The 18,122-nt window shown below is 42.6% G+C and carries 16 protein-coding genes and 1 riboswitch; of the genes, 4 read left to right on the forward strand and 12 right to left on the reverse strand.

What is annotated here, in order from left to right; translation table 11 throughout:
• A partial coding sequence (locus ACT8YW_RS07160; RefSeq protein ID WP_444104486.1) for a hypothetical protein occupies positions 1 to 305 on the forward strand: 305 nt, incomplete at its 5' end.
• Between the two features lie 70 nt (positions 306 to 375).
• Here ACT8YW_RS07160 and ACT8YW_RS07165 read toward each other — a convergent pair.
• Both ACT8YW_RS07165 and rlmD read right to left on the reverse strand, forming a co-directional pair.
• On the reverse strand, positions 376 to 1,296 hold the full coding sequence (locus tag ACT8YW_RS07165) for an RluA family pseudouridine synthase (protein WP_004303559.1): 921 nt from the start codon (positions 1,294 to 1,296) through the stop codon (positions 376 to 378).
• Positions 1,297 to 1,332: 36 nt separating this feature from the next.
• Positions 1,333 to 2,703 (reverse strand): 23S rRNA (uracil(1939)-C(5))-methyltransferase RlmD, encoded by a 1,371-nt coding sequence (gene rlmD / locus ACT8YW_RS07170; protein ID WP_444104509.1) that lies wholly within the window; start codon positions 2,701 to 2,703, stop codon positions 1,333 to 1,335.
• Positions 2,704 to 2,949: 246 nt separating this feature from the next.
• Between rlmD and ppdK the strand changes: the two genes are divergently transcribed.
• The 3 genes from ppdK (at position 2,950) to ACT8YW_RS07185 (ending at position 7,194) form a co-directional block, all read left to right on the forward strand.
• Entirely contained in the window at positions 2,950 to 5,670 is a 2,721-nt protein-coding gene (gene ppdK, locus ACT8YW_RS07175) for a pyruvate, phosphate dikinase (protein WP_444104487.1), read from the forward strand.
• A 244-nt stretch (positions 5,671 to 5,914) separates the two neighbouring features.
• Complete coding sequence (locus ACT8YW_RS07180; protein WP_004295700.1) at positions 5,915 to 6,430, forward strand: outer membrane beta-barrel protein; 516 nt, start codon at positions 5,915 to 5,917, stop codon at positions 6,428 to 6,430.
• A gap of 194 nt (positions 6,431 to 6,624) precedes the next feature.
• Positions 6,625 to 7,194: a porin family protein gene (locus ACT8YW_RS07185; protein ID WP_444104488.1), complete on the forward strand. Its 570-nt coding sequence runs from the start codon at positions 6,625 to 6,627 to the stop codon at positions 7,192 to 7,194.
• 137 nt (positions 7,195 to 7,331) lie between these two features.
• On the opposite strand, the gene ACT8YW_RS07190 is transcribed toward ACT8YW_RS07185, so the two are convergent.
• The 10 genes from ACT8YW_RS07190 to ACT8YW_RS07235 form a co-directional block, all read right to left on the reverse strand.
• Positions 7,332 to 7,940, reverse strand: coding sequence for a thiamine phosphate synthase (locus ACT8YW_RS07190; protein ID WP_444104489.1), 609 nt, complete (start codon positions 7,938 to 7,940; stop codon positions 7,332 to 7,334).
• A 62-nt stretch (positions 7,941 to 8,002) separates the two neighbouring features.
• Positions 8,003 to 8,695, reverse strand: a complete 693-nt coding sequence (locus ACT8YW_RS07195) for a HesA/MoeB/ThiF family protein (RefSeq protein ID WP_444104490.1) — start codon at positions 8,693 to 8,695, stop codon at positions 8,003 to 8,005.
• Between the two features lie 4 nt (positions 8,696 to 8,699).
• Entirely contained in the window at positions 8,700 to 9,824 is a 1,125-nt protein-coding gene (gene thiH / locus ACT8YW_RS07200) for a 2-iminoacetate synthase ThiH (protein ID WP_004295704.1), read from the reverse strand.
• Between the two features lie 79 nt (positions 9,825 to 9,903).
• Positions 9,904 to 11,601, reverse strand: coding sequence for a phosphomethylpyrimidine synthase ThiC (gene thiC / locus ACT8YW_RS07205; RefSeq protein WP_444104491.1), 1,698 nt, complete (start codon positions 11,599 to 11,601; stop codon positions 9,904 to 9,906).
• Between the two features lie 13 nt (positions 11,602 to 11,614).
• On the reverse strand, positions 11,615 to 12,388 hold the full coding sequence (locus ACT8YW_RS07210) for a thiazole synthase (RefSeq protein ID WP_004295706.1): 774 nt from the start codon (positions 12,386 to 12,388) through the stop codon (positions 11,615 to 11,617).
• A gap of 45 nt (positions 12,389 to 12,433) precedes the next feature.
• Positions 12,434 to 13,051, reverse strand: a complete 618-nt coding sequence (locus ACT8YW_RS07215) for a thiamine phosphate synthase (RefSeq protein ID WP_444104492.1) — start codon at positions 13,049 to 13,051, stop codon at positions 12,434 to 12,436.
• A 4-nt stretch (positions 13,052 to 13,055) separates the two neighbouring features.
• A complete protein-coding gene (thiS, locus tag ACT8YW_RS07220; protein WP_004303537.1) occupies positions 13,056 to 13,256 on the reverse strand; it encodes a sulfur carrier protein ThiS in 201 nt (66 codons plus the stop codon).
• A 60-nt stretch (positions 13,257 to 13,316) separates the two neighbouring features.
• A riboswitch (TPP riboswitch) is annotated at positions 13,317 to 13,410 on the reverse strand.
• 55 nt (positions 13,411 to 13,465) lie between these two features.
• A complete protein-coding gene (locus ACT8YW_RS07225; RefSeq protein ID WP_444104493.1) occupies positions 13,466 to 15,448 on the reverse strand; it encodes an ATP-binding protein in 1,983 nt (660 codons plus the stop codon).
• Positions 15,449 to 15,598: 150 nt separating this feature from the next.
• Positions 15,599 to 16,216: a superoxide dismutase gene (locus tag ACT8YW_RS07230; RefSeq protein WP_444104494.1), complete on the reverse strand. Its 618-nt coding sequence runs from the start codon at positions 16,214 to 16,216 to the stop codon at positions 15,599 to 15,601.
• A 75-nt stretch (positions 16,217 to 16,291) separates the two neighbouring features.
• Positions 16,292 to 18,031, reverse strand: coding sequence for an RHS repeat protein (locus ACT8YW_RS07235; RefSeq protein ID WP_444104495.1), 1,740 nt, complete (start codon positions 18,029 to 18,031; stop codon positions 16,292 to 16,294).
• Positions 18,032 to 18,122 lie beyond the last annotated feature (91 nt).

Raw genomic sequence — 18,122 nt, forward strand, 5'->3', positions numbered from 1 at the left:
GGTATACGAATGAAGAAATTGATTTCGGGGCATATACCTGGGGAAGAGGTACGCTCATGACTTTTAATGCGAGAAATCAAGGAACGATTGGTTCTGCCGGTGATCCGAATTACTTGGTTTTTGAGTGGAGATGGATTGATGAAGGATATAATTCAATGGAATTGTATTTTTATGGTGATGACACTTATGCCTATATTTGGGGGGCGGAAGCTACTGACAGGACTTTTAGTGGAACATGGTATAATAATTGGCGGGATTTTAGAGATAGAATAGATGGACAGCCATTTTATATGAGGCGTCAATAAAATAATAATGAAGATTAAAAATAAAGCCAGAGTCGATTATGATTCTGGCTTTATTTTTGAATATAGGAATTTATTTTTTCAGAAACAACTTCTTAAACTCCGCCGGATATGGCGTCTCGAACTCCATCAAATCTCCCGTTACCGGATGATAAAAGCAGAGTTTGAAAGCATGGAGTGCCAGTCGTCCGATAGGGTTGGGAGCATCTTCTCTTCCATATCTTCCATCACCGATAATAGGATGTCCTAAATCTTGCATGTGTACACGAATCTGATTCTTTCGGCCGGTTTCCAAATCGAGTTCCAACAGAGAATATCCGTTGGCACGTTTGATGGTCTTATAGTGGGTAATAGATTTTGATCCACCGTCATCATATTCACTGGAACTTACATAAAGCGTTTTATCAGTCAGCCAGGAAACGACTGTATCATAATCTTTTTCCATACTTCCCTCCACCACAGCTACATATCGACGGTCAGTCACGATATCGTGCCAGTTATCACGTAGTGTCCGCTGTGTTTTTTCGTCTTTAGCAAACATCATCAGGCCGGAAGTGTCCCTGTCCAGGCGATGAACGATAAACACACGGAATTGACGTCCGGAACGTTGCACGTATTCGTTAAGTATTGTATAGGCTGTGCGCTCTTTCTGTCTTTCTGTATTGACTGATAAAAGTCCTTGCATCTTTTCGACAACAATGATATATGCGTCTTCATACACGATTTTCAGCAGTCTGTTATTAAATTCTTTTTTTCCCTTTTGTTTGCTGATTTGCACTTTCATGCCAGCTTCAAGGGGAAAGTTGAATTGTGTGGTTATCACATTATCAACAAATACAACCCGCTTACTTAATAATGATTTTAATTTTGTGCGACTCGCATCCGGCATTTTGGCAGCCAGAAACTCCATTAGTTCCATGGGTTCTTTCACTGCATAATTGGTATATTGAGCACGTGCTTTTTCAGCAGGAGTTCTTCTAGGTCTTTTTCCCATTTCTTTTTTCTTTTGAAATTCTATTATCACCACGGATTATCGAAGTTCCAGCAACACCACATTTTCTACGTGGTGGGTGTGAGGGAACATATCTACCGGTTGAACAGCTTTTACCTTGTACTTCTCATCGAGTAATTGCAGATCCCGTGCTTGAGTGGCAGGATTACAACTTACATACACAATCCGTTTCGGTTCGGCAAACAAGATGACATCAACTACATCCTGGTGCATACCGGCACGGGGAGGGTCAGTGATGATTACATCCGGACGTCCATGCTGATTGATGAAATCCTGCGTCAGTATATCCTTCATATCACCGGCATAAAACAATGCATTCTTGATATCATTGATTTCTGCATTTACCTTTGCGTCTTCGATAGCTTCCGGCACATATTCGATACCGATTACCTGACGAGCCTGGCGTGATACGAAGTTGGCGATTGTTCCTGTTCCTGTATAGAGGTCATATACCAGTTCGTTGCCTGTTAATCCGGCAAATTCACGGGCTACTTTATATAAATTATAAGCCTGTTCCGAGTTGGTCTGATAGAATGATTTCGGTCCTACTTTGAAACGCAGTCCCTCCATTTCTTCAAAGATGTGATCTTTCCCTTTAAATACATGCACATCCAAATCATTGATTGTGTCGTTGCACTTATTATTAATAATGTATAGAAGAGAAGTGATTTCAGGGAAAGAGTCCGCTACGAATTGGAGTAACTGCTTGAACAGTTCCATTTCGTGATCTTCCGTAATCTTACAAATAATAATCACCATCAGCTCGCCTGTTGAAGAGGTGCGTACAATCATATTCCGCAGCATACCTTCCTGTGTGCGCAGATTGATGAAAGAGTAATCGTGCTCGTAAGCGTAGTCACGTACAGCGTTGCGGATACGGTTGGATATATCATCCTGTAACCAGCATTTCTCAATAGCCAGCACCTTGTCGAAGGCTCCCGGAATGTGGAAACCCACCGCATTCATCTGGTCATACTTCACATCCTGACGAACTTCTTCGTTTGTCAACCAGCGTTTATTTGAGAAGGTGAATTCCAGTTTGTTCCTGTAGAATTCCGTCTTGTCAGAACCGAGAATCGGAGAAATTTCGGGAAGTTCGATCTTTCCGATACGTCTCAAATTATCTTCCACTTGCTTTTGCTTATATCTGATCTGCTCCGAATAGGGGAGCACTTGCCACTTGCAGCCACCGCATACGCCATAGTGTTGGCAGAAAGGAACAGCGCGATTGGGCGACAGCTCGTGAAACTTCACCGCTTCAGCTTCGGCATATTTATTCTTTTTACGCTTGATTTGCAGGTCTACGACATCACCCGGCACTACATAGGGAACAAAAATCACCAGGTCGTTTACTTTTGCGATGGCTTTTCCTTCGGCAGCCACATCCATGATTGTTACCTTCTCCAATAAGGGAAGCTCTTTTTTCTTTCTTGCCACTTTTACACCAGTCTAATAATTACTTTGCAAAAGTAGGTATTTTTTTTGGAAAAAATTCGGGTATACAGAAATATTCCGGATTGTAATGTCGAAATTGCATTTTGATAGAAAGTTTTTTCGCAAAAAGTTTTCAAGTTTGCGAAATATCCTTAGATTTGCGAACAGAAAAAATCATAATGTAACTTTAAACACAATATTATGGATAAAAAAAGAGTTTATACCTTTGGTAATGGTCAGGCAGAAGGAAAGGCTGACATGAAGAATTTGCTCGGTGGTAAGGGAGCCAACCTTGCAGAAATGAATTTAATCGGAATTCCTGTCCCTCCCGGATTCACAATAACTACAGATGTTTGTACGGAATACAATACGTTAGGACGTGATAAAGTGGTTGAACTGCTGAAAGATGAAGTGGTAAAAGCGATCACTCACGTGGAAGCGTTGATGAAATCTAAATTCGGTGACGTTGAAAATCCTTTGTTGGTGTCTGTGCGTTCCGGTGCGCGCGCATCTATGCCGGGTATGATGGATACGATTCTGAACTTGGGATTGAATGACGAAGTGGTAGAAGGTATTATCCGTAAGACGGGTAATGCACGTTTTGCATGGGACTCTTACCGTCGTTTTGTACAGATGTACGGTGACGTAGTATTGGGCATGAAGCCTACCAATAAAGATGATATCGACCCGTTCGAAGCAATCATCGAAGAGGTGAAGAAAGCGAAAGGGGTAGAATTGGATAACGAGTTGAAAGTGGAAGACTTGCAGGAACTCGTAAAGAAATTTAAAGCTGCTGTAAAGGAACAGACCGGAAAAGATTTCCCGACTGGTGCATACGAACAACTTTGGGGAGCTATATGTGCCGTATTTGATTCATGGATGAATGAACGTGCTATCCTTTACCGTAAGATGGAAAGTATACCTGATGAATGGGGTACAGCTGTCAATGTACAGGCTATGGTGTTCGGTAATATGGGTGAAACTTCGGCTACTGGTGTTTGTTTCTCACGTGATGCCGGTACGGGTGAAGATCTTTTCAATGGTGAATACCTGATTAACGCACAAGGTGAAGACGTAGTGGCCGGTATCCGCACTCCGCAACAGATCACCAAGATTGGTTCTCAACGTTGGGCTGTATTGGCTGGTGTGACCGAAGATGTTCGCGCAGCGAAGTTCCCTTCCATGGAAGAGGCAATGCCGGAAATCTATAAAGAATTAGATGCTCTCCAGACTAAACTGGAAAATCATTATAAAGATATGCAGGACATGGAGTTCACCGTACAAGAAGGTAAACTCTGGTTCCTTCAGACACGTAACGGTAAGCGTACAGGTGCTGCTATGGTGAAGATCGCTATGGATTTGCTCCGTCAGGGCATGATTGACGAAAAGACTGCTTTGATGCGCGTGGAACCGAATAAACTCGATGAATTGCTTCACCCTGTATTCGATAAGGATGCTTTGAAGAAAGCCAAAGTGTTGACTCGTGGTCTTCCGGCTTCTCCGGGTGCTGCAACCGGTCAGGTGGTGTTCTTTGCTGACGACGCTGCTGAATGGCATGCTGCCGGTAAACGTGTGGTAATGGTTCGTATCGAAACTTCTCCGGAAGACTTGGCCGGTATGGCAGTTGCCGAAGGTATTCTTACGGCTCGTGGCGGTATGACTTCTCACGCGGCTGTTGTGGCTCGTGGTATGGGTAAATGCTGCGTATCGGGTGCAGGTGCATTGAATATCGATTATAAAAACCGTACCGTAGAAATTGACGGTGTTGTGTTGAAAGAAGGCGATTATATCTCTCTGAACGGAAGTACAGGTGTAGTATATAATGGTAAGGTAGAAACGAAAGCTGCAGAGCTTTCCGGCGACTTTGCCGAATTGATGACACTGGCTGATAAATATACTCGTTTGCAGGTACGTACCAATGCGGATACTCCTCATGATGCGGAAGTTGCACGTAACTTCGGTGCGGTAGGTATTGGTCTTTGCCGTACGGAACACATGTTCTTCGAAGGTGAAAAGATCAAGGCAATGCGTGAAATGATTCTGGCGGAAAATGCAGAAGGACGTCGGAAAGCATTGGCTAAGATTCTTCCATATCAACAGGAAGACTTCAAGGGTATTTTTAAAGCAATGGCTGGTTGCCCGGTAACTGTTCGTTTGCTTGATCCTCCTTTGCATGAGTTTGTTCCTCATGATACGAAGGGACAGCAGGAAATGGCGGATACGATGGGTGTAAGCCTGCAATATATCCAGCAACGTGTAGAATCGCTGTGTGAACATAATCCGATGTTGGGTCACCGTGGTTGTCGTTTAGGAAATACTTATCCTGAAATTACTCAAATGCAGACGCGTGCTATTTTGGGTGCTGCATTGGAACTGAAGAAAGAAGGAGTGGAAACTCATCCGGAAATCATGGTTCCATTAACTGGTATCTTGTATGAATTCAAGGAGCAGGAAAATGTAATCCGTGCGGAAGCTAAGAAATTGTTTGAGGAAGTAGGAGATAGCATTGACTTCAAAGTGGGTACAATGATTGAAATCCCGCGTGCCGCTTTGACTGCCGACCGCATTGCTTCTTCTGCCGAGTTCTTCTCATTCGGTACAAATGACTTAACGCAGATGACCTTCGGTTATTCTCGTGATGATATAGCTTCTTTCCTTCCTGTTTATCTGGAAAAGAAGATTTTGAAAGTAGACCCGTTCCAGGTTCTCGACCAGAATGGTGTGGGACAATTGGTACGTATGGCTACAGAAAAGGGCCGTGCTATCCGTTCGGATCTGAAATGTGGTATCTGTGGTGAACATGGTGGTGAGCCTTCTTCAGTGAAATTCTGTCACCGGGTAGGTTTGAACTACGTTAGTTGTTCTCCATTCAGAGTGCCAATTGCCAGATTGGCGGCGGCGCAGGCTGCAATAGAAGGATAGTCAAATACACTGGTTAGGTACTTAACTATCTGATAAATAGGCTGTAAATACTTGTGAAAGTATTTGCAGTCTATTTTATTTTATGTCTGTTAGCTATGTATGTCCGCTTACTATCCAATATTTATTTGGTATTTATTATAAAAAACTAACTAAATGTTTGTTTAATCATAAAAACAGCTTTACATTTGCACCCCAGAAATCGACCGAATTGGGGTCTAACGTTTAATTTTAAAAAACAAAGAAAATGAAAAAGGGTTTATTATTGGTAGTTGTAATGTTAGCAACTATCGCTGTAAAAGCACAAGACATTTACGTAGGCGGATCTTTGAACGTTTGGCGTAACAGTACAGGCAACACTACTTCTTTTAAAGTTGCTCCGGAAGTTGGATACAACTTTAATGAAACATGGGCATTGGGTGCTGAATTGGATTATTCACATAATTATAATGGTGGACTAACAAAAAATTCAGTAATTGTTGCTCCATACATTCGTTGGTCTTACTGTGAAACTGGTGCGGTTCGCCTGTTCCTGGACGGAACTGCTGCTCTCGGCTTCGTGAAGGTTAAAGACGGAGACACTACTAAAGCCGGACAAGTGGGACTTAGACCGGGTATTGCTGTTAAATTGAACGATCACTTCTCTTTCATTGCCAAGTATGGTTTCCTGGGATATCGTAGAAATATAAATACGCTAGGAGATTCTTTTGGTCTTGAACTTACCAGTGAAGATCTTTCAATTGGTTTCCATTACGCATTCTAATAAGAAGAAAACAATTCAACAAATAGGAAAGGGAGTTCTCAAAAATAGGGAATTCCCTTTTTTTATGTATAATCTCTATACTTTACGCATTTATTAACGAAAAAGTTGTTTAATACAAATTACAATTATACATTTGTGTTGTTAAACAAGAAGGTTACTAAAAACCTTTAGTATTAATTTAAAACTTTAAAATTATGAAGAAGAGTATTTTGTTTGTTTTATTTGCACTAATTTCAGTGGCAGGTTTTTCTCAAATTACAGGTTGGAATGCCAAAGTAGGTATGAACATCAGTAATTACACTGGAGATGCTGATATGAATGCTAAGATTGGTTTCAAACTTGGTGGAGGTTTTGAATATGCTTTTAATGATACATGGTCACTGCAACCTTCATTATACCTGACTAGCAAGGGCGCCAAAAAAGATGAATTGACTATCAACGCCTATTATTTGGAATTACCGGTAATGGCTGCTGCTCGCTTTAATGTTGCAGACAATACTAATCTTGTGGTTAATGCAGGACCTTATTTGGCATGTGGAATTGCAGGAAAATCGAAAATGGATATGGGTAATGTGGAGTATAAGGAAGATACGTTTGGTGACGATGCTTTGAAACGTTTTGATGCAGGTCTTGGTGTAGGAGTTGCATTGGAATTTGGTAAAATCATTGCAGGTTTGGAAGGTCAGTTCGGTTTAGTTGACGTACAAAAAGTTGGTAATCCTAAAAACATGAACTTTTCTATCGTTGTAGGATATAAGTTCTGATAAAAAACACTGAAAATATAGAAAGCCGTTGCAGAAGATGATTCGTAACGGCTTTCTATATATTTCATGATTGGGAAAAGTACTTTTCTTATTGAATAAAATGAGAAAGCATAGCCAATTCTATGATCGGCTTTTTATTAATCAGATAGCTTCTTCAGTTTTTTGAAATGCTCGATTACGGCCAAAAAATTTTGATCCTGACAAGCGTCGAATCTATTCCAGAGATCTCCTAATACGACGGCCCCTCCAAAACCGAAATCCTTAATCTCCAGTAAATTGTCTTCATTGATACCCCCTAATGCCATCACTTTCGAATCGATAATTTTGCCTCTTTGTGCTTCACGCAATTCTTCGGCAGTATATGTTGAATAGTAATTCACTTTAGAGATACTATCATAAATAGGGCTCATAAAAACATAGTCGTAAAAATGCTTTCTGTTTTTTACCTCCTCCACTGAATGGCACGAACAGCTGATGTGACCATAATAATCATGCGGCTCTTTGGGATTACGGGCATTCAGGTGGATACCCATCAGATTAAATTCTTCTTTCAGATAGAAATGTTCATGCGTGACGATACGGCGGTGATATTTATCCGGAATAAGTGTCAATAGCCGTTCCGAATACATAGCCGGAGTTTCCGGCTTCCTAAGATGTAGGACATCCAGCCCCTCTTCGAAAAGAGCGGTAATAATCTTATCTTCTTCGACGAAGAAGGTAGGGGTGGTAACTACAATTAGTTTCATTTCTTTTGTTAAAATTGGATTGCTTAGCAAAGTTACTAATTAACTATGTCAGAAACCAACCTTTATAGTGAAAATTTGTTAGATTGCCATGTCCGCAGGTCGATTGTCCATAGTTCGCCGGCTAAAACATTACCAAAATCACAGATTATTTTCAGCACTTCCGTAGCTTCAACGCTTCCTACAATGGCAGGAGTAACTCCCATCACACCTTTAGGTGGAGGAGGCATTCGTTGCATTTCTTCTTCGTTAGGATAAAGATCCCGGTAGTTCTTTTTCTGGTTTCCATAGTTGAATACAGAAACCTGTCCTTCAAAGCCGCAGATAGCACCATATACGTATGGCTTTTTCTGTTCAATGCAGGTATCGTTAATCAGGTAGCGGGTGGCAAAGTTATCACAGCCGTCGACTACTATATCATATTCCTGAATGATATGATAAGCATTTTCTTTCGTCAACCGGGTAGAGTAGGTATGTATTCTGATCTCGCTGTTGAGAGCGGAGAGCCGTTCCGCTGCACAGATAGCTTTCGGTTTACCCAATTCCTTTTCGGAATAGAGAACTTGTCGTTGCAGGTTAGTGATGCTTACCAAATCGTCATCTACCAGTCCGAGACATCCCACACCGGCGCCTGCCAGGTAGAGAGCGATGGGAGAGCCTAGCCCTCCCACACCTACAATAAGCACTTTGGCTTCCTGCAGTTTCTTCTGACCTTCTTCTCCGATTTCGGGAAGTATGATTTGTCTATCGTATCGCATCTGCCTATCTTTTAAAATCAAAAGACTGATCCCAATCTTTCCAAACTGGTTCGCGACCTAGTTTCTTCAAGTCACGTTCCACTTCAACCGCCTTTCGCTCATCACTTACGTGAAATTGTTCCAGGGTTTGAGGATAACTGTAATATCCTCCCGGTTCAGTTTTACTCTCCGCACTCATGGTTGTAACACCGAGCGTTGCCATGTGATTTCGGATTTCTGCACTTTCACGGGTGGAATAGGAGATATCTACGTCGTGGTCGAAGATTCGCATCGCGAATGTAAGTTGAGCCAGTTCCCGGTCGTTCATGACTACATTCGGTTGGAATCCGCCATTTTCAGACGGACGCATACGCGGGAAATTTACGCTGTATTTTGTTTTCCAGTAATGCTTCTGCAGATAACGCAGATGATAAGCCATCATCGTTACGTCTGTCCGCCATTCTTCCAGACCGATCAGGACACCCATACCAATCTTATGTACACCTGCCTGTCCCATGCGGTCAAATCCGTCTACACGCCATTCGAATTTAGACTTCATGCCTCTCGGATGATATGTCTTGTAATTTGCTTTATGGTAAGTCTCTTGAAAACAGATCACTCCATTCAGACCATGATTAGTCAGTTCCTGATATTCTTCTGCTTTAAGGGGCATCACTTCAATTTGCAGGTTGCTGAAATAAGGTTTTGCCAAATCCAACGCCCGGGCAATGTAGGGAACACCTGCTGCAGCAGGGTTTTCACCGGTAACGAGCAGTAGGTTCTCAAAAGGAGCCAGCCGTTTGATGGCTTTGTATTCGTTGACAATCTCTTCCTCTGTCAGTATCGTTCTTTTCATCGGATTGCTGATGTGGAAACCACAATAGACACAGGAGTTGGTACATGAATTAGTCAGGTAGAGCGGTACGAACATGGAGATAGTCTTACCGAACCGTTCCATCGTATATTTCTGACTAAGGCGTGCCATCACTTCCAGATAAGGAGTGGCGGCAGGTGAAATCAGCGCCATAAAGTCGTTGACATCCAGATGCTCTTTTTTACCCAATGCACGGCGTACGTCGGCATCTGTTTTGGAATAGATGGCTTTTGTCGTCTCTTCCCAGGATATTTTTTCTAATTCGTCGGAGAACATTTTAATCAATTAAAAATTAAAAATTGAAATGAGGAGAGAGGGTAGGTCAGTGGGCTGACTTTTTGTTTCTCCCCACTCATTATTTGTTGTTTTTAGTGCTTTTCTTTAAATCGCGTGATAGTCTCATTGCACAGAAATTAGGTCCGCACATCGTACAATATTCTCCATCGATATGATGTCCTGCACGGAAATAAGTCTGCGCCCGCTCCGGATCGAGAGACAGGTCGAACTGATCTTTCCAGCGGAACTCATAACGAGCTTTACTCAATGCGTTGTCCCGTACCTGTGCACCCGGGTGTCCTTTTGCCAGGTCAGCGGCATGAGCGGCTATCTTGTAGGTAATGACTCCTACGCGTACATCCTCTTTGTCGGGTAAGGCAAGGTGTTCTTTCGGAGTGACATAACAAAGCATAGCCGTACCTAGCCATCCGATTTGTGCGGCACCGATAGCGGAAGTGATATGGTCGTATCCGGGAGCAATATCCGTCACTAACGGGCCGAGTGTATAGAATGGGGCGTCATGGCATTTTTCGATCTGACGTTCCATGTTCTCTTTTATTTTATGCATCGGAACGTGTCCGGGGCCTTCAATAAATGCCTGGACATTCTTATCCCAGGCACGAAGCACTAATTCTCCCATGGTATCCAGTTCGGCAAACTGCGCTTCATCGTTCGCATCGTAGATAGAACCCGGACGAAGTCCGTCGCCTAAAGAAACAGCTACATCATATTGTGCCAGGATATCACAAATATCATCAAAGTGATCGTATAAGAAACTTTCCTGATCGTGTACGAGACACCATTTACTCATTATGCTTCCTCCACGGCTGACAATACCGCACAACCGTTTATCGGCAAGATGAACATTATGGCGGCGGATCCCTGCATGAATGGTGAAGTAATCTACACCTTGTTCGCATTGTTCAATCAATGTATCCCGGTAGATTTCCCAGGTGAGGTCTTCCACTATGCCGTTCACCTTTTCAAGTGCCTGATAAATAGGAACCGTGCCGACGGGTACGGGACAATTACGGATAATCCATTCGCGTGTTTCATGGATATTTTCTCCTGTGGAAAGATCCATCAAGGTGTCGCCACCCCATTTGCAGCTCCACAATGCTTTCTCCACTTCTTCATCTATGCTTGAGGTAGTAGCCGAGTTTCCGATATTCGTATTGATTTTCACAAGGAAGTTGCGTCCGATAATCATCGGTTCAGCTTCCGGGTGGTTGATATTGGCCGGTAATACGGCACGTCCCTCTGCAATCTCCTGACGGACAAATTCTGGAGTAATGTGGGTCTTGATTCCCAATTCCTCGCAATTCATGTTCTCGCGGATTGCTACATATTCCATTTCAGGGGTGATAATCCCTCTTTTGGCGTATGCCATTTGAGTGATTGCTTCTCCTTTTTTAGCGCGATAGGGCAGAGCGATGTGCTCGAAACGTAAGTGATCGAGACTTTTATCATCCCTTCTCATTTGTCCGTATTCTGAAGTAATTTCAGGAAGTTGTTCCACATCACCACGGCCTACAATCCATTCTTCACGTATACGCGGCAGTCCTTTTTTAAGATCAATGTTCATATTCGCATCGCTGAACGGTCCGCTGGTATCATATACATATATCTCCGGGTTCGGTGTTGCTATCTTTTCTTCGCCTTCAAAGCTGACACTGGGTACTTGTTCCACTTTCCGCATCGCTACACGGATATTCGGATAAAGTTTACCGGGTAAATAGACTTTCTGCGAGCGGGGGAATTTTATTTTTTGTTCCATAGTTTATTCGTTTTTAATCAAGAAAAGCCGTTAGAGGTGAACTTGCTTCTGCCACGAAGTCGACGGCTTGTAACCCTAATCCTGCTTCGTAAGCCTGTCTTCCGGCTTCTGTAGCCGCTTTGAATGCTTTTGCCATTTCTACCGGATTTCCGGCAACGGCTATTGCGGTATTAACTAATACAGCGGAAGCTCCCAGTTCCATTGCTTCGGCAGCATGACTGGGTGCACCGATGCCTGCATCTACGACTACCGGGATACCTGCCTGTTCGATAATGATTTGCAGGAATTCTTTGGTCTGCAGTCCTTTATTGGTACCGATTGGTGCACCGAGCGGCATAACAGTAGCTGCGCCCGCTTCTTCCAGACGTTTGCAGAGTACAGGGTCAGCCTGACAATAAGGCAACACGATAAACCCCAGTTTTACCAGTTCTTCCGTAGCTTTCAGTGTCTCGATAGAGTCAGGGAGCAGATAGCGTGGGTCCGGGTGAATTTCCAGTTTCAGCCAATTTGTTCCAAAGGCTTCACGAGCCAGTTGTGCTGCAAAAACAGCCTCCTCTGCATTGCGTACACCGGAAGTATTGGGCAATAGCTGAATATTCGGATGAATAATATGTTTCAGCATGTCATCCTCTTTGTTGTCCATGTCGATTCGTTTCATGGCAACAGTAACCATTTCCGTGCCTGAAGCCAGAATAGCTTGTTCCATTACTTCATTGGAATTGAATTTTCCTGTTCCCAGGAAAAGACGGGAGTTAAATTCGCGTCCCGCAATTACTAACTTTTCCATTCTATATATATTATAAATTAAATTACTGATTGGTATATCATTGCTTTACGCATGATTCAGGATTCTACGTGTTTCTTCTACCGGATTATCCGCTCCGAGAATGGTTCCCGATAGGGCTATCCCATTGACTCCTGTGTGAAGTATGGCAGGAATATCCTCATAAGTAATTCCTCCGATCGCTACTACGGGGATTTCGATATTTGCCTCTTTCATTTGTGAAAGGATGGAGGAATAGCCTTCCAATCCCAGTACAGGGCTTAAATTCTTTTTGGTGGTAGTAAACCGGAAAGGACCGATGCCAAGATAATCGGCACCGGCACGATAGTGCTGTACAACATCTTCGAATGTATTTGCAGTACCGCCGATAATGAAAGCCTCTCCAAGAATTTGGCGGGCCTGGTCGATAGGCATATCCTTTTTGCCCAGATGCACACCGTCCACTTCCAGCTTTTGCGCCAGTTCAACATGATCGTCCAGAATCAGGATTGCTTCGTGCTCTTTACAAAGTGGTTTCAGTTGCAGGGCTACTGCCTCCACTTCTTCGAGAGGAGCCTCTTTCATGCGTAGTTGGATCCATTTGCACCCGCCTTCGAGTGCCATACGTGCCGATTCGAGGTACGAGTACCGTTCGGTCTGATGCGTGATAAATTGTAGACTGACCATTCCCTTATCCTCCGCAAGCAGCTTTGATAATCACCAGGTTATCGTTCTCATGCAATATGAAACCCTCCCATTCGGTACGGGGAATCATTTTGTTGTTTACGGCGATAGCAATGCCTTGAACCGGAAGTTCGAGTTGTGCTGTCAGTTGTGTAAGGGTAGAGTCAGGAGTAATTTCCACCTCTTTGTTGTTCACTTGTACTTTCATTGTCCTATCAGAATAAATAAGTTGAAAGTAAATACAAAGAGCGTGCTCGAATGGAAAGGCGATAAGAAGAAACACAATCCCTACGTCAGTGCTAACTGCCTCAGGTTCCTAGGGTATAATCTCAGCCCCTCATGGGGCACCCCTTTGTCTTTACGGGAGCAAAGTAAGTGAAAAAGAAACAGAAAAACACTAAATCAGTCGATTTTTTTTCATTTTTCTGTTGATTCCTGTTTTTTGATAGGATGAGAAAAGATAAATCGGGCGCCATTTTTGTAACTCTTGTCAATCCAGATATCACCTCCCATATATTGGATGGTCAGTTTGCAGATAGCCAGTCCCAATCCTGTACCCTGTACGAACTCATTCAGCTTTTCGAAACGTTGGAATACGAGTTCCTGTTTATCTTCGGGGATTCCCGTGCCGGTATCTGTTACCGAGAACAGCATACATTGCTTTTCTTCGTCTACTTCATAATCCAGCGTGATGCTTCCTCCGGCAGGAGTGAATTTCAAGGCATTATTCAGTAGGTTGATAATAATCTGTTGCAGACGTAACGGGTCCGTGTAGAGCATGTAAGGCTCTTTAGGCATTTGGAGTTTGATGTCTACATCCACTGTCTTATTCCGGTTGGTGAGAGTAATCATATTCTGGCAATGGTTCACCAGCTCGCACCATTCATAGTTGAATTGCAGCTTTCCTGATTCCAAGCGTGATATATCCAGTACATCGCTAATCAGTTGGAGTAATAAATTGGAATTAGTCTGGACGATATCGGCGTATTCTTTCAGTTCATCATTCTGCTCTACCGAACCGATAATCAGGCTGGAGAAACCGACAATTGCGTTTAAAGGTGTCCGTATCTCATGGCTCATATTCGAGACAAAAGCACTTTTCAGCTGATTAGCTTCTTCAGCGCGCTCTTTGGCGTCACGTAATTCGATTTCAGACTTTTCCAGTTTCTCTTTATCTTCCCTTAATTGTTGCGTGGTTCTTTCAAGGTGATTTTTCAGGATTTTAGTCCGGTAATAGTAATACAGGGAAATCATCAGACTTCCTACTAATACGAGGAAGATAATCAGGATAAATTGTACTTCCGTCTTGTAGGCTACAAAGAAGGGGACAGGCTGATTGATAACCATTGAGTTGACAGGCAACTTCTTGTTCTCAAATCCCCATTCCTTTAGTTTCTTCGCGTCAAATTTATATCGGTTGGGTAAGACATTGATGCTGCTGATATCCGTTTCCTTCTGGTCTAAAAAGCGGTAAGCATATTCTCCCATATTTTTTCCCACTCCTTCATATTGCGGGACATATCCTCCGATAGCCCAATAACCTATTGCGGTGGAAGTCATACTGAACACAGGCAGGAGAGGATTGGCTTTGGAAAAAGCATAAACGGAGTTGTTCATGTAAGTGATCCCCCTGCTGTCAATTCTCCAGATACCAAGAAGCATTGCTGTGTTTCTGGGAAGATTGCGCAATTGATTGGCAGCCATATCGAGTGTATGGATGCGGCCGTCAATGTAAGTGATGGATAACTGCGGAAAATGTTGCAGGTTTTTCTTGAACCATGCCAGTTCGGCAAGTCCGTTATAGGTATTATCCGATACAAATACCAGGTGCTCTGTGTCCGGGTAGAAATCCTGTATCATTTCGATATCTTTGCTGATGTCATATTCGTATGTATCACAGTATTTTACGTTGTACTCCTTCATTCGTTCCGTTAAGTCGATACTTACAGGATTATAGTTTCGGATATCGATTGAATCCTCCGGAATACGGATGCCGTTGCGTGATGCCATTGCGCAGAAAACAGGAAGCTGCTTATATTTCTCATCTTCAAGATGAAGGAAACTGCTCCATGTTTCACCACCCAAAAGAATCACTAATTTAGCTTTCGGATGTTTGTCTAAAATATCGGTTAATGTTTTTTTCCATTGGTGCGCCTGCGTTAAATCTGTCGCATTCATGTTTTCTACAATAGTCGAGTATCTTCCTCCCAACTGGGAGTAGGTTTCTATAAATGTGCTGATGTTATCGTAGGTATATTTAGTGTCAGAATTGTATGAGGTAACGAACAGAATTTCTTCCTCTGGTTCTGCTGTGGCGGCAGCGTTGCAGAAAAGGGGGAAGAAAAGGAGAACGGCAATGGAGACAATAAATCGTATCTCTTTTCTTTTATATAGTACCATAATTGTTTGTTATGCTAGTTTATGGGTTGCAAAAATACAACTAATGCGTTTGATATACAATAAAAGCTTGTTTTTTTTAGTCTGTAAAAAAGGTCGCTGTGAAAACCACAACGACCTTTTTCATAAGTATAGTTTTGCTAGTAAATCCGGTTACATTCTTTTTTCAACCACATCCCAGTCGATGATATCCCACAGGGCATTTACATGGTCGGCGCGGCGGTTCTGATAATCCAGATAATAGGAGTGTTCCCAAACGTCAAATCCGAGAAGCGGTTTCAAACCGGCACGTACCGGATTACTGCCGTTGGCTTCTTTAGTGATTTTCAGTTTACCGTCTTTCCCAACGGATAGCCAGGCCCATCCTGAACCGAACAATCCGACTGCTGCTGCGTTGAATTCTTTCTTGAAGTTTTCAAAGCTACCGAAGTCACGTTTGATGGCTTCTCCCAGTTTGCCTGACGGCTCTTTCTTTGAGGGTTTCGGGGCAAATTGCAGGAAGTACAGATTGTGGTTCAATACTTGTCCGGCGTTATTGAATATAGCTCCATCCGGTGCGGCTGCAACGATTTCTTCTACCGTTTTACCTTCATATTCTGTTCCGGGCACGAGGCTATTCAGATTATTTACATACGTTTGTAGATGTTTTCCGTAATGGAAATCTATTGTTTGCTGACTGATTACAGGTTCCAACGCATTGTTTGCGTAAGGAAGTTTAGGCATTTCGTAAGTCATGGTCATCATAATTAAAGACATTAATATAGTATTCATAATGTTACAAGTTTTAATTGGCTTGTTATACTATAATAACAGAAGCCCTTTGCAAAATGTTCACAGCATCTTACTTTATTTGTAAATGTACTGTATGCGTTCCACTTCTTTCGGATGCTCACGGTCGGTCCGGCAGATCCATTGGCCCGTATTATCATATTCATAATAAGAATTGCTATCGATCCGGTTTCCGTATTTATCGTACAGGCAGATCAGGCATCCGGATGTTTTCTGGTTATTGCCTAAAATCCGTTGGTAAACGATCTGTGTCAGATAACCGTATTTATCGTATTCATAAGCATCTTTTTGTGAAATAACCTGATCCGGAGAATTGGCAAAAAGCAGGTTTTGATGTTGGGATGAAATCAATCTGCCTTTATCATCATATTTGTTTGCGGTGTATGCCTGAAGTTCTCCATTCTTATTATATTCTTTGGTTTCGGTCAATAACCCCTGTTTATTGTAGGAACTTATGATAACTCTTCCATCTGTATACTTGAGCGAATCGCTCTCGATACTTCCGTCAGTACCGATACGGCGTGTCCGCCGGTAGAGATCCGTTTTGGTTTTCGGATTCGTTTGCACTTCAAAAATGCAGTGACCTTGCGGATCGTATAATCTGTTCGTTTGTATTTCATTGCTTGGCTGACCGTTCTTTACGGTAAGCGACAATGTAGAAATGAGCTGTCCCTTATCGTCATACGAATAAGTGGTCGAGGTATTTCCCGTACTGTCATTTTCCGCAGACTTAATCAATCGTCCTCCATTATAGTATTTCACAGAAGTAGGAGTGGATATGATTGTTTGCAGAATAAACGGTGTCCGTAGTGCATTGGCCTGGTCACGAAATTCCTTGTACCTGTGTGTGCAAAGAAAATCCTGCAGCATACTCAAAGATTCGGAATTGACAATGGCAGCTTTTAAAAGCTCAAAATCAGCTTTTTCACTAAGATATTCAAGGTCGTCCAGATGAGTACGTGCTGTGGAAGTCAGGTAAGGTGATTGCTTATACTCGTCAATAATCTGCCGGATAGCTGTTGCGTTTCCTTTCTCCCGGAGACTGTCGATTCCTTGAAACAGAAAATCATCGTATAACGCGCGAACTTCCGGAAGGAATGGACGCGTGTCTTTATCCGTGAAGAATTTCTGCATGTTGGCGTTATCAAAAAATGCCTTGAAATTCGCTGATGTCGGATTACTCTTTACGATCTGGTAAAGCCGTTTGTTTTCCGCAGTATTGATTTGAGAGATAAATTTGCCGTTCGGATATTCCGTGATGTACGTTTGATAAATATTCAGCGTAGGTGTTTTCAGCATATCTTCCAGTAAAGCCATTTCACGGATGGTCCGCACCTTTTGCAAGATGGTAGAATCTCCCGGATAACCGCTTGACTGGATACTGTCCATCAACGTCTTGCTAAAAGGAATTTGATCTTTCGAAGCTTCCAGAATGGAGATAACAGCCAGTTCCGCTTTGTTTTGTACGTTGGAAAGTTGTATTTTCTCTTCTTCACAGATATTGGGAAAATAAGCTTTCGTTGCCCTTTCGTAGCATCCGAAATAGTTGGTGGCAGCCTGTTCGCTTTGCTCGTTCCACAATCCATTGAGCACATCCAATAATGCCAGTTCCTCGGCATAATAGGTTTGTGTCTCGTCATCTATCTTATCACGGTTTTTCTGCCATTTGTCGGCGTCATTATCGTTCAGATACCTTAGCAGCTTTTCCAGGCGGCTCTGCTTTTGTGCCATTGCCTGTGGAATGCAGGCGACCAGAAACAAACTCAAAATAATCGATAAAAATATACTTCTTTTCATTGCTTTTTGGTGTTAGGTTAAAATAGTTAGTGATGAAAATTCATAAAAATACCTTCATTCTCGAATGAATATTATACTTTTGTATTGAGAA

It is taken from the genome of Bacteroides sp., assembly GCF_052357945.1.
Classification (GTDB): Bacteria; Bacteroidota; Bacteroidia; order Bacteroidales; family Bacteroidaceae; genus Bacteroides.